This is a genomic window from Cellulomonas hominis (assembly GCF_014201095.1).
Lineage (GTDB): Bacteria > Actinomycetota > Actinomycetes > Actinomycetales > Cellulomonadaceae > Cellulomonas > Cellulomonas hominis.
Genome location: NZ_JACHDN010000001.1, coordinates 1,854,596 through 1,876,143 on the forward strand (window position 1 = coordinate 1,854,596; position 21,548 = coordinate 1,876,143).

General features: G+C 75.7%; 22 protein-coding genes and 1 riboswitch. Of the genes, 7 read left to right on the plus strand and 15 right to left on the minus strand.

The annotated features are described in order from the left end of the window. Window positions 1–28: 28 nt before the first annotated feature. From HNR08_RS08765 to HNR08_RS08780, 4 genes are all read right to left on the minus strand, one after another. The gene (locus HNR08_RS08765) at window positions 29–952 is read right to left on the minus strand and encodes an NADP-dependent oxidoreductase (protein WP_146834425.1); all 924 of its coding nucleotides are present in this window, start codon (window positions 950–952) and stop codon (window positions 29–31) included. A gap of 41 nt (window positions 953–993) precedes the next feature. Next, entirely contained in the window at window positions 994–1,554 is a 561-nt protein-coding gene (locus HNR08_RS08770) for a potassium channel family protein (RefSeq protein ID WP_146834422.1), read from the minus strand. Between the two features lie 55 nt (window positions 1,555–1,609). Then, entirely contained in the window at window positions 1,610–2,005 is a 396-nt protein-coding gene (locus tag HNR08_RS08775) for an ATP-binding protein (RefSeq protein WP_183834954.1), read from the minus strand. Window positions 2,006–2,118: 113 nt separating this feature from the next. Further along, window positions 2,119–3,444 carry a hemolysin family protein gene (locus HNR08_RS08780; RefSeq protein ID WP_146834417.1) on the minus strand — a complete coding sequence of 442 codons (1,326 nt, stop codon included), beginning with the start codon at window positions 3,442–3,444 and terminating at the stop codon, window positions 2,119–2,121. 357 nt (window positions 3,445–3,801) lie between these two features. On the opposite strand from HNR08_RS08780, the gene HNR08_RS08785 reads away from it, so the two are divergent. Together HNR08_RS08785 and HNR08_RS08790 are read left to right on the plus strand one after the other, a co-directional pair. Continuing rightward, the gene (locus HNR08_RS08785; protein WP_246802950.1) at window positions 3,802–5,685 is read left to right on the plus strand and encodes a penicillin-binding transpeptidase domain-containing protein; all 1,884 of its coding nucleotides are present in this window, start codon (window positions 3,802–3,804) and stop codon (window positions 5,683–5,685) included. A gap of 286 nt (window positions 5,686–5,971) precedes the next feature. Further along, window positions 5,972–6,047, plus strand: a riboswitch (cyclic di-GMP riboswitch). Window positions 6,048–6,060: 13 nt separating this feature from the next. Further along, the gene (locus HNR08_RS08790) at window positions 6,061–6,234 is read left to right on the plus strand and encodes a hypothetical protein (RefSeq protein WP_168430442.1); all 174 of its coding nucleotides are present in this window, start codon (window positions 6,061–6,063) and stop codon (window positions 6,232–6,234) included. Between the two features lie 4 nt (window positions 6,235–6,238). Here the strand turns inward: HNR08_RS08790 and HNR08_RS08795 are convergent, their stop codons facing one another. Further along, window positions 6,239–8,761, minus strand: a complete 2,523-nt coding sequence (locus HNR08_RS08795; RefSeq protein WP_146834413.1) for a lysylphosphatidylglycerol synthase transmembrane domain-containing protein — start codon at window positions 8,759–8,761, stop codon at window positions 6,239–6,241. Between the two features lie 180 nt (window positions 8,762–8,941). Here HNR08_RS08795 and HNR08_RS08800 point away from each other — a divergent pair, with 180 nt between their 5' ends. Further along, window positions 8,942–9,502: an HdeD family acid-resistance protein gene (locus HNR08_RS08800; RefSeq protein ID WP_246802949.1), complete on the plus strand. Its 561-nt coding sequence runs from the start codon at window positions 8,942–8,944 to the stop codon at window positions 9,500–9,502. A 46-nt stretch (window positions 9,503–9,548) separates the two neighbouring features. Here HNR08_RS08800 and HNR08_RS08805 read toward each other — a convergent pair whose 3' ends face one another. After that, window positions 9,549–10,340, minus strand: coding sequence for a CPBP family intramembrane glutamic endopeptidase (locus HNR08_RS08805; protein ID WP_222596000.1), 792 nt, complete (start codon window positions 10,338–10,340; stop codon window positions 9,549–9,551). Window positions 10,341–10,661: 321 nt separating this feature from the next. On the opposite strand from HNR08_RS08805, the gene HNR08_RS08810 reads away from it, so the two are divergent. The 4 genes from HNR08_RS08810 to HNR08_RS08825 are packed head-to-tail and all read left to right on the plus strand — an operon-like array spanning window position 10,662 to window position 13,313. Beyond that, on the plus strand, window positions 10,662–11,318 hold the full coding sequence (locus HNR08_RS08810) for a hypothetical protein (protein ID WP_146834411.1): 657 nt from the start codon (window positions 10,662–10,664) through the stop codon (window positions 11,316–11,318). Continuing rightward, entirely contained in the window at window positions 11,315–11,617 is a 303-nt protein-coding gene (locus HNR08_RS08815; RefSeq protein WP_146834408.1) for a transcriptional regulator, read from the plus strand. The genes HNR08_RS08810 and HNR08_RS08815 overlap by 4 nt, the downstream gene beginning before the upstream one ends. Further along, on the plus strand, window positions 11,614–12,537 hold the full coding sequence (locus HNR08_RS08820) for an ABC transporter ATP-binding protein (RefSeq protein WP_146834405.1): 924 nt from the start codon (window positions 11,614–11,616) through the stop codon (window positions 12,535–12,537). Before HNR08_RS08815 ends, HNR08_RS08820 begins: the two co-directional genes overlap by 4 nt. Then, entirely contained in the window at window positions 12,534–13,313 is a 780-nt protein-coding gene (locus HNR08_RS08825) for an ABC transporter permease (RefSeq protein WP_146834402.1), read from the plus strand. The genes HNR08_RS08820 and HNR08_RS08825 overlap by 4 nt, the downstream gene beginning before the upstream one ends. Window positions 13,314–13,319: 6 nt before the next feature. Here the strand turns inward: HNR08_RS08825 and HNR08_RS08830 are convergent, their stop codons facing one another. The 9 genes from HNR08_RS08830 to HNR08_RS08865 form a co-directional block, all read right to left on the minus strand. Further along, window positions 13,320–13,943 carry a GyrI-like domain-containing protein gene (locus HNR08_RS08830; RefSeq protein ID WP_146834399.1) on the minus strand — a complete coding sequence of 208 codons (624 nt, stop codon included), beginning with the start codon at window positions 13,941–13,943 and terminating at the stop codon, window positions 13,320–13,322. 33 nt (window positions 13,944–13,976) lie between these two features. Next, the gene (locus tag HNR08_RS08835; RefSeq protein WP_146834396.1) at window positions 13,977–14,549 is read right to left on the minus strand and encodes a CG0192-related protein; all 573 of its coding nucleotides are present in this window, start codon (window positions 14,547–14,549) and stop codon (window positions 13,977–13,979) included. Window positions 14,550–14,551: 2 nt separating this feature from the next. After that, a complete protein-coding gene (locus HNR08_RS08840; RefSeq protein ID WP_222595998.1) occupies window positions 14,552–15,295 on the minus strand; it encodes a copper homeostasis protein CutC in 744 nt (247 codons plus the stop codon). A 26-nt stretch (window positions 15,296–15,321) separates the two neighbouring features. Further along, a complete protein-coding gene (locus HNR08_RS22305; protein WP_276509348.1) occupies window positions 15,322–15,447 on the minus strand; it encodes a hypothetical protein in 126 nt (41 codons plus the stop codon). Window positions 15,448–15,533: 86 nt separating this feature from the next. Continuing rightward, window positions 15,534–18,005 (minus strand): heavy metal translocating P-type ATPase, encoded by a 2,472-nt coding sequence (locus HNR08_RS08845; RefSeq protein WP_146834599.1) that lies wholly within the window; start codon window positions 18,003–18,005, stop codon window positions 15,534–15,536. Between the two features lie 68 nt (window positions 18,006–18,073). Then, the gene (locus tag HNR08_RS08850) at window positions 18,074–18,307 is read right to left on the minus strand and encodes a heavy-metal-associated domain-containing protein (RefSeq protein ID WP_146834393.1); all 234 of its coding nucleotides are present in this window, start codon (window positions 18,305–18,307) and stop codon (window positions 18,074–18,076) included. 29 nt (window positions 18,308–18,336) lie between these two features. Then, window positions 18,337–18,618 (minus strand): metal-sensitive transcriptional regulator, encoded by a 282-nt coding sequence (locus HNR08_RS08855; protein WP_122150577.1) that lies wholly within the window; start codon window positions 18,616–18,618, stop codon window positions 18,337–18,339. 177 nt (window positions 18,619–18,795) lie between these two features. Then, window positions 18,796–20,502, minus strand: coding sequence for a dipeptide ABC transporter ATP-binding protein (locus HNR08_RS08860; protein WP_146834390.1), 1,707 nt, complete (start codon window positions 20,500–20,502; stop codon window positions 18,796–18,798). Then, window positions 20,499–21,548, minus strand: coding sequence for an ABC transporter permease (locus HNR08_RS08865; RefSeq protein ID WP_146834387.1), 1,050 nt, complete (start codon window positions 21,546–21,548; stop codon window positions 20,499–20,501). Before HNR08_RS08865 ends, HNR08_RS08860 begins: the two co-directional genes overlap by 4 nt.

The following is a 21,548-nucleotide window of genomic DNA, read 5'->3' on the forward strand; positions in this document are numbered from 1 at the left end:
GGAGGGAGGGGGCGGAGGGGTCCGGGGGTCAGACGCGGACGACGATCTTGCCGCGGGTGTGGCCCGTCTCCAGGGCGCGGTAGGCGTCCGCGGCGTGGTCGAGGTCGAACGTCTGCGAGACCTCGACCGTCACGACGCCCTCGGCCGCCAGGGTGGCCAGCTCCGCGAGGTCCGCGCTGTCCGGGCGGACCCAGACGTAGTGCCCGCCGAGCTCGTCGCGGGCGCGCGCGTCGGTGATCGACACGACGGTGCCGCCGGGCTTGAGCAGCGCGGGCGCGGTGTCGATCGCCTGGCCGCCGACGTAGTCGAGGATGACGTCGAAGCCCTCGGGCGCGAGCGCGCGGGCGGCGTCCACCAGCCCGTCGCCGTACGCGACCGGCTCGGCGCCGAGGCCGCGCAGGAAGTCGTGGTTCCCCGCGGAGGCGGTGCCGACGACGCGCGCGCCCCGGTGCACCGCCAGCTGCGTGGCGATCGACCCGACCCCGCCGGCCGCGGCGTGCACGAGCACGGTCCGGCCCGCGGCGAGCCCGGAGCGGCGCACGCTCTGCAGCGCGGTGAGACCCGCGAGCGGCAGGGCGGCGGCCTGCTCGAACGACAGCCCGGCCGGCTTCTTGGCGGCGGTCCGCACCGGGACCGCGACGTACTCGGCGAGCGTGCCGTCGGACACGATGTCCTTGCGGGCGTAGGCGAGCACCTCGTCGCCCGCGACCAGCTCCGGGGTGTCCAGCCCGGGCTTCACGACCACGCCGGCGACGTCCCACGCGGGGACGGCGGGCAGGTGGGTGTCGATCAGCCCCTGGAGGTATCCCTCCCGGATCTTGTAGTCCACCGGGTTCAGCCCCACGGCGACCACCTTGACCAGCACCGAGTCGGGGCCGATGTGCGGCTCCGGGCGGTCGACCACCCGCAGCACCTCGGCACCGCCGAACGTCTCGTACGCGACAGCCTTCATACCGTCTGCGAACCCGGCCGGGGCGCCGCGCATTCCGGCGGTCAGGGGGTGACGTCGGTCTCGTCGGGGGGTGCCGGGGCTGCCGGGGGGTCCGGCGCGTGCGCGCGCTGCACCGCCGCGAGGAACTCCCGCCCGACCAGTCCGACGAACGCCAGCCCCGCCACCATCTGCACCGTCGTGACGATCCGCGCCGTGTGCGTCACCGGCACGATGTCCCCGAACCCGACCGTCGCGAGCACGGTCATCGTGAAGTACAGCGCCGCGACCCGGTCCAGCGGCTCGGAGAACGCGTCCGGCCCGGACTCGGACAGCGCGGCGTACCCGGTGGCGAACAGCACGACGAACAGCACGGCCGCCGTCACGAACGCCTCCACCGCCCGCAGCACCGGGTACGGCGAGCGGACCACCGAGCGCACCTGCCAGACGAGCAGCAGGACCAGCAGCACCAGGCCGATCGCGAGCAGCGCCAGCACGGCGTCGGTCGGCCGGTCGACCGGGCGCAGCCCGTAGACCACGAGCAGGACGGTGGTGGTGGCCAGCGTGCGCAGCAGCACGCGGAGCCGCTGCCTGCGGCTCGGTCGCGGACGGGGCTCGGCCGTCATGACCGCATCATGGCGGCTCGCCGCGCCGGGCGTCAGCCCCGCGACCCGCCGCGGGTCAGGCGACGGCGGAGACGGGCGTCTCGAACCAGACGGTCTTGCCGCCGCCGGGGTGGAGGTCGATGCCCCAGCGGGTCGCGAGCGCCGCGACGATCCGCATCCCGTTCCCGCCGATCCGCCCGGCGCGCCCCGGCCGGACCACGGGCAGCGTGGGGTCGGGGTCGGTCACGGCGACGCGGACGCAGCCGTCGTGGCACTCCGCGGTCAGCGCGATGTGCCGGTGCGCCCGGGTGTGCACGACGGCGTTCGTCAGCACCTCGGAGGTGAGCAGCTCGACCGTCCGGGCGGCGTCCGGGGCGGCGTGCGCGAGCGCGGCCTCGTGCCGGGCCCACTCGCGCCCGGCCGCGACCGAGGCGGGGTCCGGGTCGAGCACGATCCGGTGCCGGTCGGTCATGGGCGCGTCCTCCTCCCCGGGGCCTCGAGGTCCCTGTGGCGGTACCAGGGTGAGCCACGCCACGCGGGCGCGCATCCGGACGCCGGGGTCCGGATGCGCGCCGGGGCCGCGGCTCAGCCCGCCGGGGCGACGGGCGCCGGGGCGACGGGCGCCGGCTCCTCGGGCGGCGGGACGACCCGCACCCGCGCGATCCGGCGGCCCTCGACGGCGGTCACCTCGATGCGGTGCCCGTCGACCTCCACGGCGTCGCCCACCGTGCCGAGCCGGCCGAGCCGGGCGATGACGTACCCCGCGACGGTCTCGTACGGCCCGTCCGCGAGCCGCACGCCGGTGAGCTCGGTGAACTCCTCGATGGTGATGCCCGCGTCGTACGACCCGGGCGCGCCCTCGCGGGCCTCCGCGCCGGACGACCCGGGCATGTCGTACTCGTCGCGGATGTCCCCGACGAGCTCCTCGACCAGGTCCTCCAGGGTGACGATGCCGTCGGTGCCGCCGTACTCGTCGACGACGACCGCGATGTGCACGCCCTCGCGGCGCATCGAGGACAGCGACGGCAGCAGCTTGTTCGTGCCGGGCAGCACCACGATCTCGCGCATGACGTCCCGCACCCGGACGCCCGGCCGGGCCGGGGTGTCCAGGAGCTCGCGGATGTGCAGGAAGCCCAGCACGTCGTCGAAGTCCTCGCCGATCACCGGGTACCGGGACCACGGCTGGTCGCGCACCCGGTCGAGCGCGTCGGTCAGCGGCAGGTCCGCCTCGAGGAAGTGCACCTCGCCGCGCGGCCGCATGACCTCCGCGACCGAGCGGTCGGTGGCCTCGAAGACGTCGCCGAGGATGCGCCGCTCGTCCTCCGGCAGGCCCTGGTGCGCGATGACGAGGTCCCGGAGCTCCGCCTCGGACATCTCCTCGGACGTCGCGTGCGGGTCGCCGCCGAACAGCCGCACCAGCAGGTTCGTCGAGGTCGACAGCAGCCAGATCACCGGGCGCATCAGCGTGGCGAACCGGTCGAGCGGCGGGGCGACGGCGAGCGCCACCCGCCCCGACTGCTGGAGGGCGATGCGCTTCGGCACCAGCTCGCCGAGGACCAGCGACAGGTAGGCGATGACCAGCGTCAGCACGACCAGCGCGATCGTGCCGGCCGGTCCCTCGGGGACGCCGAGCGACTCGATCGCCGGGGCGAAGTCGGGGGCGATCGTCGAGGCCCCGTACGCTGCGGAGAAGAAGCCCGCGACAGTGACGCCGATCTGGACGGCGGCGAGGAACCGGTTCGGGTCCCGGGCGACGGAGGCCACGCGTGCGCCGCGGGTGCTCTGCCGCTCGAGCTGGTTGATCTGGCTCTCGCGCAGCGACACCAGGGCGATCTCGGTACCGGCGAAGACGCCGCCGATCAGGATGAAGAGCAGGACGAGGGCGATGTTGCCCCAGGTCTCGGAGTCCATCAGCGGCGAGCCCCCGGGCGGGTGCGCGGGGTGCGGGCTCGCCGCACGGGACTGCAGGGGGAGTCGGTGCACGCAGGTGGTGACATCGCCCCATTCCAGACAACCCGGGCGCGACCGTCAACCGCTGCCCGGGCGGGGATCGGCCACGGGCACAGGTCCCCCACAGGACTCCCGCGAACTCGCGTCCGGAACCGGCCGTCGCGCCTGATCAGGGTGCCTAGGCTGACCGTGGCCCGGACGCGACCGGGCAGCGGACGAGGACGGGGTGTGAGGCCGGTGCGCGGCGGTGCTGCGGTGGCGAGCGGGACGGCGGGACGGGGATGCCGCGCGGGCGCCCGGTGGGGGCGTCCCGGGGGCGTGCTGGTCACGGCCGGGCTCGTCGTGGCGCTCGGCGCGTGCTCGGGCGGGGGCGAGGACGAGCGGCAGCAGGCGGCCGAGGCGCTCGCGGCGGCGATCGCGTCGGGCGACTTCGCCGCGGTCCCCCTCGAGGGCGCGACCGCGGCCGAGGCGGGCGAGCAGCGCACCGCCGCCTACCAGGGACTCGACCCGTGGGTCCCGGCGGTCGAGGCCGGCGAGGTCGTGCCGTCGGCGGACGACGACGCGGCCGCCTCGGTCGCCCTCAGCTTCACGTGGGACGTCGACAGCAGCGACGCCGACTGGACGTACACCACCCACGCCGGGCTGGTCCGCGTGGACGACGAGTGGCGCGCCCGCTGGAGCACCCTCGTGCTCGCCCCCGACCTCGCCGCCGGCGAGGCGCTGCAGGTGCACCGCGTGCAGGCCGACCGGGCGCAGGTGCTCGGCGCCGGCGACGCGGTGCTGGTCGAGGACCGGCCGGTGCACCGGATCGGCATCGACAAGACCCGGGTCGCGCCGGAGCAGGCGGACGCCGCCGCCCGGGGGCTGGCCGGGGCGCTCGGCATGGACCCCGACGCGTACGCGGCGCAGGTCGCGGCGGCGGGGGAGAAGGCCTTCGTCGAGGCGATCGTCGTCCGCGACGGCGACGCGGCCTACGACGTGGCCGGCCTGTCGGCGCTGCCCGGCGTGAACGCCGTGGCCGCCTCGCTCCCGCTGGCCCCGACCCGCTCCTTCGCGCGGCCCGTGCTCGGGACGGTGGGCCAGGCGACCGCCGAGATCGTCGACGAGTCCGAGGGCGCGGTCGTCGCCGGCGACCTCACGGGCCTCGGCGGGCTGCAGCGGCAGTTCGACGAGCAGCTGCGCGGACTGCCCGGCCTGACGGTCGTCGCGACCGCCGGCGGGGCCCAGGAGCGGCAGCTGTTCCACGTGGAACCGACTGCCGGGGAGCCGCTGCGCCTCACGCTCGACCCGGCCGTGCAGCAGGCGGCCGAGGACGTGGTCGCGCGGGTCACGGACAGCGCGAGCGCGGTCGTCGCGATCCGGCCGTCGACCGGGGAGATCCTCGCTGCGGCGAGCGGGTCCGGCGGCGGCGGGCAGTCGACCGCCACGCTGGGCCTGTACGCGCCGGGGTCGACGTTCAAGGTGGTGTCGTCGCTGGCGCTGCTGCGCGCGGGCCTCACCCCGGACAGCTCCGTGACCTGCCCGCCCACCGCGACGGTCGACGGCCGCGAGTTCCAGAACTACCCGGGCTACCCGTCGAGCGCGCTGGGCGACATCCCGCTGCGCACCGCGGTGGCCGAGTCGTGCAACACGGCGTTCCTCACCGCTGCCGGCCAGGCGCCGCAGCAGGCGCTCGCGGACGCGGCCGCCGCGCTCGGCCTCGCGGACGGCGTCGACCTCGGGTTCGCCGCGACGCTGGGCGCCGTCCCGGCGGACGACGCGGGGACGACCGACCACGCCGCGTCGATGATCGGGCAGGCGCGCGTGCAGGCCACGCCGCTCGGCATGGCCACCGTGGCGGCGTCGGTGGTGGCCGGGGCGCGGGTCACGCCACGGATCCTGGCGGACGCCGGCGGCGCCACCGCGGCTCCGGCCGCCGCCCAGCCGCTCACCGGGGCCGAGGCCGACGCGCTGCGGTCGATGATGCGTGCCGTCGTCACCGAGGGTGGCGGGGACTTCCTGCAGGACGTGCCCGGGGCCGAGGTCATCGCGAAGTCCGGGACGGCGCAGTACGGCAGCGGTGCGGACCTGCAGAACCACGCGTGGATGATCGCGGGGTACGGGGACCTGGCCGTCGCGGTGTTCGTGGAGACCGGGGACTTCGGGTCGACGACGTCCGGGCCGCTGCTCGAGGACTTCCTGCGGGCGGTGCCGCAGGGCTGACGGGTGCACCCGGTGGAGTGCCCGGCTGGACCGGTGGAGTGGCGCCCGGCGGGGCCGCGACGGCGCCGGTCGTCGCCCGCGCGGGTGCGCGCCGGGGCGTCCGCCGGCCGGCGTCCCCGGGCCGGCTGAACCTGTTCGGGGGCCGCTGGCCTGCGACTTCATCAGGTCTGCGCCGTTCGCGCCGTTTGTCCGATTTCGCCCGAGTGGGTGAAATGGGAGTTCTGTCCGACTGATTCACCCGTGACCCCTTCCGTCAGGGTGACGCCGGGCCTACAGTCAGAGCCGTCAGCGACAAGGGCAAACCCTCCGCGAGGAGGGGACGCAAAGCCACGGGACCCCCGCAGGTCAGCCGGGCTGCCGAACGAAGGATCTGCCATGGAACAGCGCGGCTTCTACGAGCCGGCCGAGCGCGACCGCACCGGCGCCGAGCTGCGGCCCGACGGTGTCCGCTCCGCCACCCGCCTCTCCTCCTGGTCCCGCATCGCGGCGTCCCTCGCCACGCACGGCGACCACGTCCCGACGCAGCGGGAGTGCACCGCCGCGTCCTGAGCCGCTACAGCTCGCCGACGCGCTGCAGGTACCGCATCGCCGCCCAGCCGACGGGGATGCGGAGCCAGTACGTGAGCACCCGGAACAGCACGGCGACCGACGTCGCGACGCCGGGGTTCACGCCGACCACGGTCAGCGCGCCCGCGAGCGCGATCTCGGTGGTGCCGATGCCGCCCGGCGTCGGGGCGATCGACCCGGCGGTGTTGCCCGCGAGGAACACGATCGCGACCTGCACCAGGGACAGCTCCTGGCCGAACGCCCGCAGGCAGACCTCGAAGGCCAGGATGTAGCCGAACGTCGTCAGCACGTTGCCGGCCAGGCCCAGCGCGAGGCGCCACGGCTGCCCGACGATCTCGATGAGACGCGGCCAGGTCTGCTGCAGCGTGGGCAGCGTCTTGGCGGCGACCCACTTGCGCACCATCGGCACGAGCAGCGCCGAGGCCACGAGCGCGGCCAGGATCCCGATCGCGATGACCACCGCGGGGGAGATGGTGAACCGCTCGAGCTGGTTCGTCCCCGACGCGACCGACAGGCCGAGCAGCAGCAGCACGGTCACGAAGAACTGGGCGACCTGCACCAGCGCGACCGTCGCGGTCGCCAGCGAGGCCGACGTGCCGCGCCGGGTGAGCAGCCGCAGGTTCAGCGCCGCCGGACCGATGCCCGCCGGGGCGGCCAGCGCGACGAACGTCGCGGCGGACTGGGCGATCGTCGCGCGCCACAGCGGCAGCTTCACCGGCGAGAACGCCACCAGCGACAGCGCCGCGCCGAACAGGGACGCCATGCCCAGCGCGAACGCCAGGACGCTGAGCCGCCAGTCGGTCGAGCCCAGGGCGTCGAGGATCGTCTGCAGGTTGATCGACGTGAGGACGACGATCACCGCGGCGGTGGTCAGCAGGATCGTCAGGACGGTCCGCGCGCCGAACCGGATGAGCTGCACGGGCTCGACGTCGGCCTCGGGCAGCCGGGCGACCAGCGCCGACCGCAGCTCGGCCAGCACCTCCTTGTGCGCGCGCAGCTCCTCGCGGGTGCGGCGGGGGAGGGTGATCGTCTGCAGCAGCGGTCCGATCGCGGCGATGTCGGCCTCGGGCAGCACGGCCACCGCGGACTCCAGGGCGCGCGCCGGGCCGACGCGCAGCGCGAGGAGGGCGACCATCTGCGTGCGGTCCATCCGCTGCGCGAGCTCCGAGGACGCGACGTCGCCCTGGTCCCAGCCGACCAGCCACACCTCCGGGCGCTCGCGGTCGCCGGAGACGAGGATGACGTCGGCCGTCAGCGCGCGGTGCGCGAGGCCCGCGTCGTGCGCCGTGCCGAGCTGCCCCCAGATGCCCTGCAGCACCTCGTCGGTGATGGCCTCGGGCTCGAGGTCGGACAGGGGCGTCGCGTCGGGCACCCGGTCCTGGACCAGGATCATCGAGGAGTCGGCCTCCGCGATGCCGCGCAGCGCGGGCGCCCGGACCCCGGCCCGGGTCGCGGTGTACGAGAGCAGCGCGGCGCGCTCGGCGGCCTGCCGCAGCGACACCACGGAGCGCCCGTCCAGGCCGCGCAGCCGCAGCGAGCGCCACAGGCGGGTGAGGACGCCGACCACCTGGCGGTCGCCGTCGAGCACGAGCACGTCGAGCTGCCGGCCGTCCTCGGTGGTCATCTCGTACACGCGGTTGTCGGTGTACCGGAGCACCGCGCGGGCGGCGGGGGTGCCGACGGCGTCCGCGTCCGGGTCCTCCTCGTCCTCGTCCGGCACGCGCTCCAGCAGGGCCGGCCGCCAGCCCGCGCGCCGGATGCCGGCCACCAGGCTGGCCCCGTACGCGCGCTCCGACTTCACGCCGGACACGTACCGGACGCCGAGGCCGGTCGCCCGGCCGATCAGCAGCGCGACCGCGACGCCCGGCAGCGAGACGCCCGCCGTGATGACCATGACGCCGATCGCGACCCACACGAGGTTCCAGGACCACGCCACCGTCCGGCGCCGGGTGCGGGGCCCGGTGGCGGTGAGCAGCGCGGCGATGAGGGCGATGTACCCCGGGATCGTCAGCGTGAGCTCGCCGCGCAGGCGCACCGACAGCCCGGCGACGAGCTGGTCCGACCCCAGGTGCTCGACCAGCCACGCCACGGTCGCCGTCACCAGGACCGCGAGGATCGCCGCGACGGACGCCTCGATCATCTGGCGACCGAGGCGCCGGATCGCCAGCTCCGCCAGCACCGCGACCGGCACCAGGTACGTCACGACCGTCTCGAGCAGCGCGACCGGGACGATGAGGATCTGCCCGAGCAGCGCGGCGAAGCCCTGCACGTCCTCCGCGACGCCGGTCGTCGTGTTGTGGGCGTAGGTCGCCAGCACCATGACGGCCACCGCGCCGAGCAGGCTGAGCACGACGCCGAGCAGGTCGCTCGGGTGGTGCACCCGCACCTCGGGGGTGTCCAGCACCTGCGGTCGCGTCAGGCCGTCCGCCGGACGCGGGTGGTGGGCACCCGGGGCGGGCCCGTCGGGTCGACCGGGCGCCGCCGGCGCGCTGGTCGAGGCGTCGGGCATGAGGTGGAGTCTAGGCAGCGGCGGCCCCGCTGAGCGGGTCCTCAGGCCCTCCGCGGCGGATTCCGTCCTCGAGGATGAGGGCGCGCCGCCGTGCCTCCGTCGCGAGGATGACCCCCGGGGTCTAGCGTGACCGCAGGGAGGCGGGCTGGCCCGCGGCACGCTCGAGGACGGGGGGCGCTCGTGGCTCAGGACGTGGACGGCCGGGTCGCGGCGGTGCTGCGGTCGGTCTGGTGGCTGCCGGTGCTGCGCGGGCTGCTGATGATCGTGCTGGGGCTGCTGCTGCTCGTCGAGCCGCTGGGCACGCTCGTCGCCCTCGTGTGGGTGTTCGGCGTGTTCGCCGTGGTCGACGGCGCGGTGGTGCTCATGCAGGCGCTGCTGGCCCGCGGGCGGCCGGGGTTCGGCTGGCTCGTCGCGGAGGGCGTCGTGAGCATCGCGTTCGGCGTCGTCATCATGCTGTGGCCCGACGTCACCGCGCTCGTGCTGTTCTACCTGCTGGCGCTGTGGGTGCTCGTGCTGGGGGTGACGGCCGTGGTCGTGGCCGTGACGCAGTACCGGGCGCGGGACCTCGCCTGGGCCGGGACGCTGGTGTTCGGCCTGATCGCGTTCCTGTTCGGTCTGCTGCTGGCGATCAAGCCGCAGGGCACGGTCGACGTCATCGTGACGGTGTACGGGCTGTTCGCGTTCGTCGCCGGGGTGGTCATGGTGGTGTCGGGGTTCGCGACGCGGTCGCTCGGGCGGTAGCTCGCGGCGGCCGGCCGGGCGCCGGCGGCCTGAGCGGTTCCCGGGGTCAGCGGATCCCCAGCGCCTCGCGCCACTCCGCCGGGATCAGCGCGTACCCGACGAACGCCACCACGTCGAGCACCGTGTGCGCGACCACCAGCGGCATCGTGCGCCGTCGCCGGCGGTAGTACTCCGCGAACACCAGGCCCATGACGACGTTCCCGACGAACGGCCCGATGCCCTGGTACAGGTGGTAGGACCCGCGGACCAGCGCGCTGGTGGCGAGGATCGCCGGGGTGCGCCAGCGCAGCTCGCGCAGCCGCTCCATGAGGTACCCGACGACGACCACCTCCTCCAGCAGCGCGTTCTGCAGCGCGGCCAGCACCAGCACCGGCACCGTCCACCACGCCGCGTTCAGCGCGGACGCCTGCACCTCGACCGTGATGCCGACCGCCCGGCCGACCGCGTACAGCGCGAGGCCCGGCAGCCCGATCAGCGCCGCCAGCCCCACGCCGACGCCGAGGTCCCGGCCCGGGCGGGTGCCGTCCAGGCCGATCCGGCGCACCGCGCTGCGGCCGTTCGCGGACAGCAGGTACAGCGCCAGCGCGACCGGGACCAGGGCGAACCCGATCTGCAGGAGCTGGTAGGTCAGGTCGAGGTACGGGCGCGGGGACCGGCTCGCGTTGAGGGTCGTCGACTGCTGCGCGAGCGGGGTGCCTTCCGTCAGCCGGGCCACGATGTTCACCAGCGCGTACACGCCGGACTTCCCGAGCGACAGCCCGAGGACGATCCACACCTCGGCGGTCAGCCGGCGGCGCCACGCGCGGTCCGACACCGGCGGGGTGCCCGCGGGCCGCACGCCGGCGGCGACGGCGGCGGGCTCGGCGGCCGGGAGGCCCGGCTCGGACGCGGCGGAGGTCACGCGGCCAGCGTAGGCCGGGCGGCTGGACGGGCCCTGGACGCGGGCTGAACCCCGGCCGCCCCCCCGACGCCGCGTGCCGACCTCGCCGAGGTCGAGGGTTCGCGCCTCCGCTCGGCGTGTCGCGGCGGCGTGCCGGCCGAGACCCTCGACCTCGCGGCTGCCGGGACGGCGGCGTCCCGGGCGGCCTTGCCGCCGAACGTGCGCAGCGAGTACTTTGCAGCGCAAAGCAGTTCGCCCCGAGCGGTTCCTGGAGGATCGATGCCGCGCTCCATCCCCGAGGCCGCCGGCGCGCCCGACGCCGCCGACGCGCCGCTCGACCCCGCCGCCGCGCGCGCGATCATCGACGCCCAGCGCTCCCGCGTCCGCGCGCAGGCCTACACCGACGACCGCCTGCTGTTCGCCGTCTGGGCCGTCGCCTGGGGGATCGGCTACAGCGTGCTCTGGGCGACCTGGGACGGCACGGCCGGCAGCAACCCGGGGTGGGCGTGGGGCGTGTTCGGCGCGCTCATCGTCGGCGGCGTCGTCACGACGATCGTGCACGCCCTGCGCCGGATGTCCGGCATGGGCGGGGTCAGCCGCCGGACCGGCCAGTACTACGGCTGGTCCTGGTTCGTGGCGTTCGCCGCCGCGCAGGTGCTGATCGGCGGGGTGGCGTCGGCCGGTCTGCCGCCCGAGACGGTCACGGTGCTCGCCAACGGCGTGTCCGCGCTGATCGTCGGCACCCTCTACATGGCGGGCGGCGCGCTCTGGCAGGACCGGGCGCAGTTCGTGATCGGGGTGTGGATGGCGCTCGTCGCCGGCGCCGCCACCGTCGCCGGGCTGCCCGGCACGTACGCGGTGATGGCGCTCGCTGGCGGCGGGGGGATGGCCGTCGGTGCGCTGGTCGCGCAGGCGCAGGGGCGCCGCCGCGGATGACCGACGCCGACCTCGACCCCGTCATCCACGCGCAGTCGCGGCTGCGCGTCGTCGCCACGCTCGCGGCGCTCGCGCCGGGGGACCGCCTGACCTTCCCGCGGCTGCAGCAGCTGCTCGACATGACCGCGGGCAACCTGTCCACCCACCTGCGCAAGCTGGAAGAGGCCGAGTACGTGACCGTGCACAAGACCTTCGAGGGCCGCACGCCTGCGACCTACGTCGAGCTGTCGGCGACCGGACGGGCCGCGTTCGAGCGGTACACGGCCGCGCTCACGGCGCTGCTGGGCGGTGCCCGATGAGCGCCGCCGCCGCGACCGCCGCCACCCCGCTCGTCGAGCTCGACCACGTCACCCGTCGCTACGGCTCCGTCACCGCCCTCGACGACGTGTCCCTGCGGATCGGCGCCGGCGAGATGGTCGGCCTCCTGGGCCCGAACGGCGCGGGCAAGTCGACGCTGCTCGCCCTGGTGAGCGGCCTGCGCCGCCCGGACGCGGGCACCGTCCGCCTCTTCGGCGCCGACCCCCGCGACCCCGCGGCCCGGACCACCCTGGGCACCACCCCGCAGGAGACCGGCCTGCCCGAGACGCTGCGCGTCGGCGAGGTCGTCGACCTGGTCGCCGGGCACTACACGGCGCCGATGCCGCGCGAGGAGGTGCTCGAGCGGTTCGGCCTCACGGACCTCGCGCGGCGGCAGACCGGCGGCCTGTCGGGCGGCCAGCGCCGCCGGCTCGCGGTCGCGCTGTCCCTGGTCGGCCGGCCGCGCCTGGTGCTGCTGGACGAGCCGACGACCGGGCTCGACGTCGAGGCCCGGCACATCCTGTGGCAGGCGCTGCGCGACTACCAGGCCGACGGGGCGACCGTCGTGGTGACGAGCCACTACCTCGAGGAGATCGAGGCGCTCGCCCGCCGGGTGGTCGTCATCGGCGCGGGCCGGGTGCTGGTGGACGACGACCTGCCGACCGTCCTGTCGATGGCCGCGGCCCGGCGCGTGCTGCTCGAGGTGCCGGCCGAGGACGAGCCCCGCCTCGCCGCCCTGCCCGGCGTCCTGGACACCCGCCGCGAGGGCCGGCGGTCCGTGCTGCTCGCCGCCGACGCCGACTCCGTCGTGCGCGCGCTGGTGCACGCCGACGTGCCGTTCCGCGACCTGGAGGTCCGCGGCGCCTCCCTCGAGGAGGCCTTCCTCGCGCTCACCGCCGCCACCCCGGAGGACCCCCGATGACCGCCGCCGCCCCGACCGCGACCCGCTCCTGGTGGCGCCTCGCCTGGCTGCACACCCGGTTCCAGGTGCGCGAGACCGTGCGTGTGCCGATCGCCCTGATCGGGAACCTCGTGTTCCCGGCGCTCGCGCTGCTGTTCTTCGTCGTCCCGCAGCGCGCCCTGGCCGAGGACCCGCTCGCCTCCCTCGCGGCCGTCGCGCAGCTCGGGACCTTCGCCGTCATGTCGTCCTGCCTGTTCACGCTCGGCGCGGGCGTCGCGGAGGACCGGCAGCTCGCGTTCGACCCGTACGTGCGGACGCTGCCCGCCGGCGCGGGCCCGCGGCTGGCCGGGCGGATCGCGAACGCGGTGATGTTCTGCCTGCTCGCGCAGGTGCCGGTGATCCTCATCGCGATCGTCCTGACCGCGGCGTCCACCTCGCCGGCCCGCGCGCTCGGCGGCCTGGCGATGGTGCCCGTCATCGCGGTGCCGTTCACGCTGCTCGGCCTGGCCATCGGCTACGCGCTGCCCGCCAAGGCGGCGATCGCGGTCGTGCAGGTGGTGCTGTTCCCGCTCGCGTTCGCCGGCGGACTGTTCATGCCGCCGGAGATCTTCCCGCCCTGGCTCGACGCGATCTCCCAGGCGCTGCCGTCGCGGGCGGCGCGGGACCTCGCGGTGCAGGTCACGACCGGGATCGAGGGGTCGGCGTGGGCCCTGCCGGTGCTGCTCGGGTGGACGGCGGTGTTCGCGGCCCTCGCGGTGCTGGCGTACCGGCGGGACGAGGGGCGCCGGTTCCGGTAGCCCGGCCTACCCGGCGACGCGAGCCACCGGCTGCCGCACGATCGTCCGCCGCCGATCCGGCGCCACCCGCCGGAAGTCGCTCAGGTAGATCTCGTGGTGCCGCCCCGTCGGCCGCAGCCCGTGCGCGGGCAGGAACTCGTCGTGCATCCGGGCGATCGTCTCCGCCTCGTCGTCGAACGACCCGACGTGCAGCGTCTGCACGGCCAGCCCCTCGGCCAGGGTCTCCAGCCGGACGTCGTCGAGGCGCGCCGGGGCGTTCCGGTCCCGGACCTGCGCGAGGGCCGCGTCGACGTCGGGCGCGTCGAGCCACTCCGGCACCAGCATGAGCAGCGTCCAGTCCCACGCCGACGTGTCCCGCGCGGTCGTGAACACGGCCGCGTCGCGGGCCCACCACAGGCCCTCGAGGGGCGGGACGACGTAGTCGCGGCCGCGCACCTTGCTCGCGAGCTTCAGCGTCCACGAGACGGGTTGCAGCGCGGCGATCGCCTCGGCGAACGCGGGGGCGGTGTTCGGGTCGCCGTGGCCGTCGACCGCGAGGTACCGCAGCTCGGGCACCTCGACGACCCGGAACCGGCCGCCGGGCGCGCGGTAGGAGTCCAGGTCCTTCTTCGCGTCCCACTTCTCGCTCATGACGTCAGCCCACACCCTCGCACGGTGCGAGGGTCAAGCCCCGGGGGTCGCGAGGTGGACGAGGACGACCGGCTCCTCCTGGCCGGGCCAGGTGCCGGTGAGGGTCGCGCCCCCCGCGGCGGCGGCCCCGGGCTCCGGGAACCGCACCACGACCGGCACCGACGCCCCCGGCGCCGCCCCGCCGCTGCCGCGCACCCGCATCGTCGGCTCCCGCTCCTCGGGCCCCTCGGGTGTCTCGACGAACATCCGCACCTGCGTGCCCGCCTCGCGGACCACCCGGGTCACCTCGTCGCGGTAGACCGGGTCGCCGGGGCCGTCGTAGACCCAGCGGGTGCCGAGGACGGAGTGCTCCATGGTGCCGACGAGCCACTCCTCGGCGCCGGGCAGCGGCGCGCCGCGGTAGGTCAGCGGGACGTGCACCAGGCGGCCGTCGACGTCGAGCAGGTGCGACTCGATGCCGACCTCCCCGGCGGGGTCGTCGAAGCGGTAGGCCGCGACGGGGCGCACGGACGCCGCGCGACCGTCGAACCACGGGCGACCCGGCAGCCAGGCCGCGACGAGCTCCGCCTTGGACGGCACCAGGGTCGCCCGGTGGATGATCGCCACGGTCAGCCCCGCGCCAGCGCCGCCGCGGCCTCCGCCACGACGTCGGGGTCCGTCACGGTGTGGCCGGAGGCGCCGCCCCCGCCGGGGCCGCCGTCGCCGGCGACCGGGCGGCTCGCGGACAGGTGCACGGCGTCCACGCCGGCGGCGATGAGCGCGCCGATGTCCACGGGGCGCACCCCTCCGCCCGCCATGACCTGCACGGCGCCGGCGGTGTGCTCGACCATCGCGGCGAGCCGTCGGACGCCGTCGATGCTGCGGGCCTCGCCGCCGGAGGACAGCACGCGGGTGACGCCGGCGGCGGCGAGGGCGTCGAGGACGGCGAACGGGTCCTCGACCGAGTCGACCGCCCGGTGGAACGTGACCTCCCGGCCGTCGGCGGCGACCACCAGCGCGGCGAGCGCGGCGGTGTCGACGCGGCCGTCCGCCGTGAGCGTGCCGACGACCACGCCGTCGACGCCGGCCTCGACCGCGGCGCGCACGTCGCGGACCTGGACGTCGAGCTCGTCGGCGTCGTAGACGAAGGAGCCGGGCCGCGGGCGGATCAGCGGGTGCACGCCGGGGGTGCCGGGGCCGCGGGCGTCGCGCTCGGCGACCAGGGCGGCGAGCAGGCCGGCGCTCGGCGTGAGGCCGCCGGTGGCCGCGAGCGCGCTGCACAGCTCGGTCCGCGCGGCGCCGGCGTCGGCGGCGACGCGGTAGCCCGCGAGGTCCTGCACGGCGATCTCGAGGACGGGTCGGGACGCGGGCACGCGGGCTCTCCTTCGCGGTCGGGCGGTCAGGTGCGTCGCAGCCGCCGGACCACGGCGTGCGCGGTCACGAAGGCGACGGGGAACGCGAGGGCGAACGCGATCGCGAAGGCGATCGGGAACGCCGGGTCGTCGGTGGGCCGGTCGGTCGTCATGGTGCACCGTAGCGGCTCGCCGCCGCCCCGGGACCGGATGGGGGTCCCAGGACGGCGGCGGGTGGCCGGGCGGACCGGCGGACGGCTCAGGCGAACCGGCGCAGCCGCAGGGAGTTCGTCACGACCAGCACCGAGGAGAACGCCATGGCCGCGCCGGCGATCATCGGGTTCAGCAGGCCGAGCGCCGCGAGCGGGATCGCCGCGACGTTGTAGGCGAACGCCCAGAACAGGTTCTGCTTGATGACCCGCAGGGTCCTGCGGGACAGCCGCACCGCCTGCGCGGCGGACCGCAGGTCGCCCCGGACCAGGGTGACGTCGGCCGCCTCGATGGCGACGTCCGTGCCGGTGCCCATCGCCAGGCCCAGGTCGGCGGTGGCGAGCGCCGCCGCGTCGTTCACGCCGTCGCCGACCATCGCGACCCGGCGGCCCTCGGACTGCAGCCGGGCCACGACGTCGACCTTGTCGGCGGGCAGCACCTGCGCGATGACGTCGGACTCGTCGATGCCGACCTCCCGGGCGACCGCGCGGGCCGCGCCGGCGTTGTCCCCGGTCAGCAGGACCGGACGCAGGCCCAGCGCCCGCAGGTCGGCGACCGCCGCGGCGGACGTGGCCTTCACCGGGTCGCGCAGCACGAGCACGCCGCGGGCGGCGCCGTCCCACGCGACCATGACCGCGGTCGCCCCGTCGGCCTCGGCGGCGGCGAACCGCTCCGCGAGGTCCTCGGCGGGCGTGACGCCCTGGGTGGCGAGCCACGCCGGCCGGCCGACCAGCACGCGCCGGGACAGCCCGACGCCGCTGTGCGCGGTGCGGACCACGCCGCTGACGCCGTGCCCGGCCTCCGCGCGGAAGTCGTGCACCTGGTCCGAGCCGATCGCCACCCCGTCGCCACCGACGCCGTCCGTCCCGGGCGCGGGCGCGACCGCCGCCGCGGCGTCCGCCACGGCACGGGCGATCGGGTGCTCCGCGAGCCCCTCGACCGCGCCGGCCAGGCGCAGCACCGCCTCGCGGTCCTCGCCCGCGGCGGGCAGAACGTCGACGAGCGCCATCCGGCCCTCGGTGACCGTGCCGGTCTTGTCCAGCACGACCGTGTCGACGGTGCGGGTCTGCTCGAGCGTCTCCGGGCCCTTGATGAGGACGCCGAGCTGCGCGCCGCGGCCCGTCCCGACCAGCAGGGCGGTCGGGGTGGCCAGGCCGAGGGCGCAGGGGCAGGCGATGATCAGCACGGCGACGGCCGCGGTGAACGCCGCCTGCACGGACGAGCCGGTCAGCAGCCACGTGGCGAGCGTCGCCAGCGCGAGCACCAGCACCACGGGGACGAACACCGCGGAGATCCGGTCGGCCAGCCGCTGCACGGGGGCCTTGCCGGTCTGGGCGGCGGCCACGAGCCGGCCGATCTGGGCCAGCCGGGTCTCGTCGCCGACCTTCGTCGCGCGGACGACCAGGTGGCCGCCGGTGTTGAGGGTCGCGCCGGTCACGTCGTCGCCGGGGCCGACGTCGACGGGCACGGGCTCGCCGGTCAGCAGGCTGGTGTCGACGGCGCTGGTGCCGGAGACGACCACGCCGTCCGTGGCGATCTTCTCGCCCGGGCGGACGGCGAACTCGTCGCCCGCGCGCAGCCGCTCGACCGGGACGCGCTGCTCGGCGCGCCGGCCGTCCGGGCCGGCGACCAGCAGGGCCACGTCCTTGGCGCCGAGGTCCAGCAGCGCGCGCAGGGCGTCGCCGGCGCGGCGGCGGGACCGGTGCTCGGCGTACCGGCCGGCCAGCAGGAACGTCGTGACGACCGCGGCGACCTCGAAGTACAGCTCCGGCATGTGCGAGCCCATGCCCGCGTCGGCGGCCGGCCACAGGGTCGGCGTCATCGTCATGCCGAGCTCGCCCGCGCCGCCGAGCAGCAGCGCCCACAGCGACCAGCCGGTCGCCGCGACGATGCCGATCGACACCAGGGTGTCCATCGTCGAGGCGCCGTGCCGGGCGGCCCTGACCGCGGCGCGGTGGAACGGCCACGCCGCCCACGTGGCGACGGGCAGCGCGAGGACCGCCACCAGCCACTGCCAGCCGCGGAACTGCCACGCCGGCACCATGGAGAGCAGCAGCACCGGCACGGTCAGCACGGTGGCGACCCGCAGCCGCCGGCGCAGGTCGGTGCCGCGCGCGTCGGTCGGGGCGGAGGTGTCCTCGTCGGGCTCCATCTCGTGCCCGGGAGCCATGGCGTGCCCGGACAGCGCGTGCTCGACGGGGTCCATCCCGGCGTGGTGCTCCCCGGTCGAGGGGGCATCGGGCGTGCGTCCGGGGTGCTCCGCGGAGTGCCCCGGGTGCGCGTGGCGTGCCGCCTCGGCCGGTGCCGGTGCCGCGGCCGAGCCGCGCCGCGCCGTCACGGTGGCGTCGTAGCCCGCCGCCTGGACGGCCGCCACCAGCGCGGCACCGTCGGGGACGGTGCCGTCCGGCGCGGGCGCCAGCTCGACGTGCGCGGACTCCAGCGCGAGGTTGACGGTGGCCCGGGCGCCGGGCACGCGGTTGAGGCGCTTCTCGACCCGGGCGACGCAGGACGCGCAAGTCATGCCCTCGACCGCGAGGTCGATCGTCCCGACGGGGGCCACGGGGACGTCGAGCGGGGTGTCGTCGGCTGTCACAGCAGCGACCCCCGCGGGGTGACCGCGTAGCCGGCCTCGTCCACGGCGGCGGCGATCGACTCGTCGGACAGCGGCGCGTCCGAGGTGACCGTCACGGGCGAGGACCCGCCGGTGACGAGCTGCACCTGCACGTCGGTCACGCCGGGGAGGGCGGTGAGCTCCTCGGTGACGTGCTTGACGCAGTTGCCGCAGGTCATGCCGTCGACGGAGAACGTGGTGGTCTGGCTCATGGGGGGTTCCTCTCGGGGGTTTCGGGGGGTCAGGAGCGGACGAGCCGGGCGATCGCCTCGGAGGCCTCGCGGACCTTCTCGGCGCCGGCCTCGGGGGACTGGCGGGCGGCGTCCACGACGCAGTGGCCCAGGTGGTCCTCGACCAGCCCGATGCTCACCGCCTGCAGCGCCTTCGTGACGGCCGCGACCTGGGTGAGCACGTCGATGCAGTACACGTCCTCGTCGACCATGCGGGCGATCCCGCGGACCTGGCCCTCGATGCGCTTGAGGCGCTTGAGGTAGTCGTCCTTGTCGCTCGTGTACCCGTGCATCGCCCGGCTCCCCTCGGTCGCAGGGACGCACCGCGCGCCCCGCCACTACCCCAACCGTATACCCCCCAGGGGTATTCCACCCCGGGACCTCCGAGCCGCCGGGAACGCAGACGATGCGGGCCCCGGACGCCCGGGACCCGCATCGTCTGCCACCTCGCCGCGCGCGACGGCCGGGGATCAGGCCAGCGCGCGCCACGCCTCCCGGCGGGCCGCCTGCTCCTCCGGGTCGGGCACCGGCAGGCTCGCGAGCAGCCTGCGCGTGTACTCCTCGCGCGGGCTGCCGAGCACCTGCTCCCCGGTGCCCTCCTCGACCAGCCGGCCGCGGTGCAGCACCGCGATCCGGTCGGCCAGCAGGTCGACCACGGCCAGGTCGTGGCTGATGAACAGGCACGCGAACCCGAGGCTCTCCTGGAGCTCCGAGAACAGCTCCAGCACCCGCGCCTGCACCGACACGTCCAGGGCGGAGGTCGGCTCGTCGGCGATGAGCAGCTCCGGGTCCAGGGCCAGCGCCCGGGCCAGGGACGCGCGCTGCCGCTGGCCGCCGGACAGCTCGTGCGGGAACCGGTCGCCGTACGCCCGCGGGAGCTGCACGGACTCGAGCAGCTCGTCCACGCGCCCCCGCGCGGCCCGGGCGTCGGACGCCCGCCCGTGCACGACCAGCGGCTCCGCCACGCACTCCGCGATGGTGAGCAGCGGGTTGAACGACGTCGCCGGGTCCTGGAACACGAACCCGATCCGCGGACGGACCGGGCGCAGCGCCCGCTCCTTGACCCCGTTCATCTCCAGGCCGAGCACCTGCAGCGACCCGCCGGTGACGCGGGTGAGGCCCGCGATCGCCCGGCCGATGGTGGTCTTGCCGGAGCCGGACTCGCCGACCAGGCCGACCACCTCGCCGGGGCGGATCGCCAGCGACACCCCGTCGACCGCCCGGAACCCGGGCTGCCGCAGCCGGCCGGGGTAGGTGATCTCCAGGTCGCGCGCCTCGACGACGGGCGTGGCAGCCGCCCAGCCCTCCGGCCGGGCCGCCGCGCGTGCGCGGGCGTGCGCGCCACCCCCGCCGATCCGCGGCACGGCGTCCAGCAGCGCCCGGGTGTACTCGTGCGCGGGCGCCGAGAACAGCTGCCGGACCGGGGCCTGCTCGACGATCTCGCCCTGGTACATCACGGCCACCGTGTCGGCCAGGTCCGCGACGACGCCCATGTTGTGCGTGATGAGCACCACGGCGGCGCCGAACTCGTCCCGGCAGCGCCGGATGAGGTCGAGGATCTCGGCCTGCACCGTCACGTCCAGGGCCGTGGTCGGCTCGTCGGCGATGATGACGCCCGGGTCGAGCACGAGGGCCTGGGCGATGACGATGCGCTGCTTCTGCCCGCCGGAGAACTGGTGCGGGTAGTGGTCGATCCGGTGCTCGGGGTCGGGGATGCCGACCTTGCGCAGGATCTCGACCGCCTTCGCCCGGGCCTCCGCCTTGCCGATCTTCCCGTGGGCGCGCAGGCCCTCGATGATCTGCCAGCCGACCGGGTAGACCGGGTTCAGGGCGGTCGACGGCTCCTGGAACACCATGGCGGCGTCCCGGCCGCGCACCCGCCGCAGCGCGGCGTTGTCGAGCCCGACGACGTCGGACCGGGTGCTGCCGTCCTTCGACGTGAGGACGACGGCCCCCCGCGTGCGGGCGGTCTCCGGGAGCAGCCCGAGGATCGTCTTCGCGGTGACCGACTTGCCGCTGCCGGACTCGCCGACGACGGCCAGCACCTCGCCGGCGCGCACGGACAGCGACACCCCGGCGACGGCGCGGACGTCGCCGGCGTCGGTCGCGAACGTGACGGACAGGTCGGTGATCTCGACGACCGGCGCGGCGGCGTCGGTCTGCGGTGCGGCGGTCATCGGCCTGCCTCCGGGGTCTCGAGGTCCGCGATCCCGCCGGGCGCCGTGAGCACGCCGCCCGGGACGACCGAGGTCGCGGCGACCTCGCCGTCGTCGGAGCCGGCGGCCCGGCGGGCGCGCAGGCGGGGGTCGGCGAGGTCGTTCAGCGACTCGCCCATCAGCGTCATGCCGAGCACCGACAGCACGATCGCGACACCCGGGGCCACGGACGTCCACCAGATGCCGGAGGTGACGTCCGCGATGGCGCGGTTGAGGTCGTAGCCCCACTCGGCGCCCTGCGTCGGCTCGATGCCGAACCCGAGGAAGCCCAGGCCGGCGAGCGTGAGGATCGCCTCGGACGCGTTCAGCGTGATGATGAGCGGCAGCGTCCGGGTCGCGTTGCGCAGCACGTGCACGAACATGATCCGGCCGTTGCTCGCGCCGATCACGCGCGCCGACTCGACGAACGCCTCGGACTTGATCCGGATCGTCTCCGCCCGGACGACGCGCAGGTACTGGGGTGTGAACACGACCATCAACGACAACGCCGCGGCCAGCACGCCGCCCATGAGGTCCGCCTGCCCGCCGCTGATCGCGATCGCCAGCACGATGGCGAGCAGCAGGGAGGGGAACGCGTAGATCGCGTCGGCGATGACGACGAGAACCCGGTCGAGCCAGCCGCCGAAGTACCCGGAGACCAGGCCGAGCAGCACGCCGAGGAACAGCGACGCCGCGATGGCGATGAGGATGACGAGCACGGCGGTCCGGGTGCCCCAGATGACCCGGGACAGCACGTCGTACCCGCCGACGGTGGTGCCGAGCCAGTGCTCGGCGGACGGCGGCTGCTGCGCGCCGAACGGGCCGTTCGCGTCGCGCAGCTGCGCGAACCCGTAGGGCGCGACCCACGGCGCGACGATCGCGGTGACGACCAGCAGGCCGACGAGGACCAGGCCGGTGATCAGCATGCCGCGCTGCAGCCCGACGCTCTGCCGGAGCTGGTGCACGACGGGCAGGTTGCGCCAGGTGCGGCGGGTGCGCCCGGCGGCCACGGGGGTGGCGGTGGTCAT

Bases quoted from the DNA above. Each gene is read 5' to 3' on its own strand.
- HNR08_RS08765 (WP_146834425.1), bottom strand. From the start codon at position 952: ATGAAGGCTGTCGCGTACGAGACGTTCGGCGGTGCCGAGGTGCTGCGG.
- HNR08_RS08770 (WP_146834422.1), bottom strand. From the start codon at position 1,554: ATGACGGCCGAGCCCCGTCCGCGACCGAGCCGCAGGCAGCGGCTCCGC.
- HNR08_RS08775 (WP_183834954.1), bottom strand. From the start codon at position 2,005: ATGACCGACCGGCACCGGATCGTGCTCGACCCGGACCCCGCCTCGGTC.
- HNR08_RS08780 (WP_146834417.1), bottom strand. From the start codon at position 3,444: ATGGACTCCGAGACCTGGGGCAACATCGCCCTCGTCCTGCTCTTCATC.
- HNR08_RS08790 (WP_168430442.1), top strand. From the start codon at position 6,061: ATGGAACAGCGCGGCTTCTACGAGCCGGCCGAGCGCGACCGCACCGGC.
- HNR08_RS08795 (WP_146834413.1), bottom strand. From the start codon at position 8,761: ATGCCCGACGCCTCGACCAGCGCGCCGGCGGCGCCCGGTCGACCCGAC.
- HNR08_RS08810 (WP_146834411.1), top strand. From the start codon at position 10,662: ATGCCGCGCTCCATCCCCGAGGCCGCCGGCGCGCCCGACGCCGCCGAC.
- HNR08_RS08815 (WP_146834408.1), top strand. From the start codon at position 11,315: ATGACCGACGCCGACCTCGACCCCGTCATCCACGCGCAGTCGCGGCTG.
- HNR08_RS08820 (WP_146834405.1), top strand. From the start codon at position 11,614: ATGAGCGCCGCCGCCGCGACCGCCGCCACCCCGCTCGTCGAGCTCGAC.
- HNR08_RS08825 (WP_146834402.1), top strand. From the start codon at position 12,534: ATGACCGCCGCCGCCCCGACCGCGACCCGCTCCTGGTGGCGCCTCGCC.
- HNR08_RS08830 (WP_146834399.1), bottom strand. From the start codon at position 13,943: ATGAGCGAGAAGTGGGACGCGAAGAAGGACCTGGACTCCTACCGCGCG.
- HNR08_RS22305 (WP_276509348.1), bottom strand. From the start codon at position 15,447: ATGACGACCGACCGGCCCACCGACGACCCGGCGTTCCCGATCGCCTTC.
- HNR08_RS08845 (WP_146834599.1), bottom strand. From the start codon at position 18,005: ATGACTTGCGCGTCCTGCGTCGCCCGGGTCGAGAAGCGCCTCAACCGC.
- HNR08_RS08850 (WP_146834393.1), bottom strand. From the start codon at position 18,307: ATGAGCCAGACCACCACGTTCTCCGTCGACGGCATGACCTGCGGCAAC.
- HNR08_RS08855 (WP_122150577.1), bottom strand. From the start codon at position 18,618: ATGCACGGGTACACGAGCGACAAGGACGACTACCTCAAGCGCCTCAAG.
- HNR08_RS08860 (WP_146834390.1), bottom strand. From the start codon at position 20,502: ATGACCGCCGCACCGCAGACCGACGCCGCCGCGCCGGTCGTCGAGATC.
- HNR08_RS08865 (WP_146834387.1), bottom strand. From the start codon at position 21,548: ATGACCACCGCCACCCCCGTGGCCGCCGGGCGCACCCGCCGCACCTGG.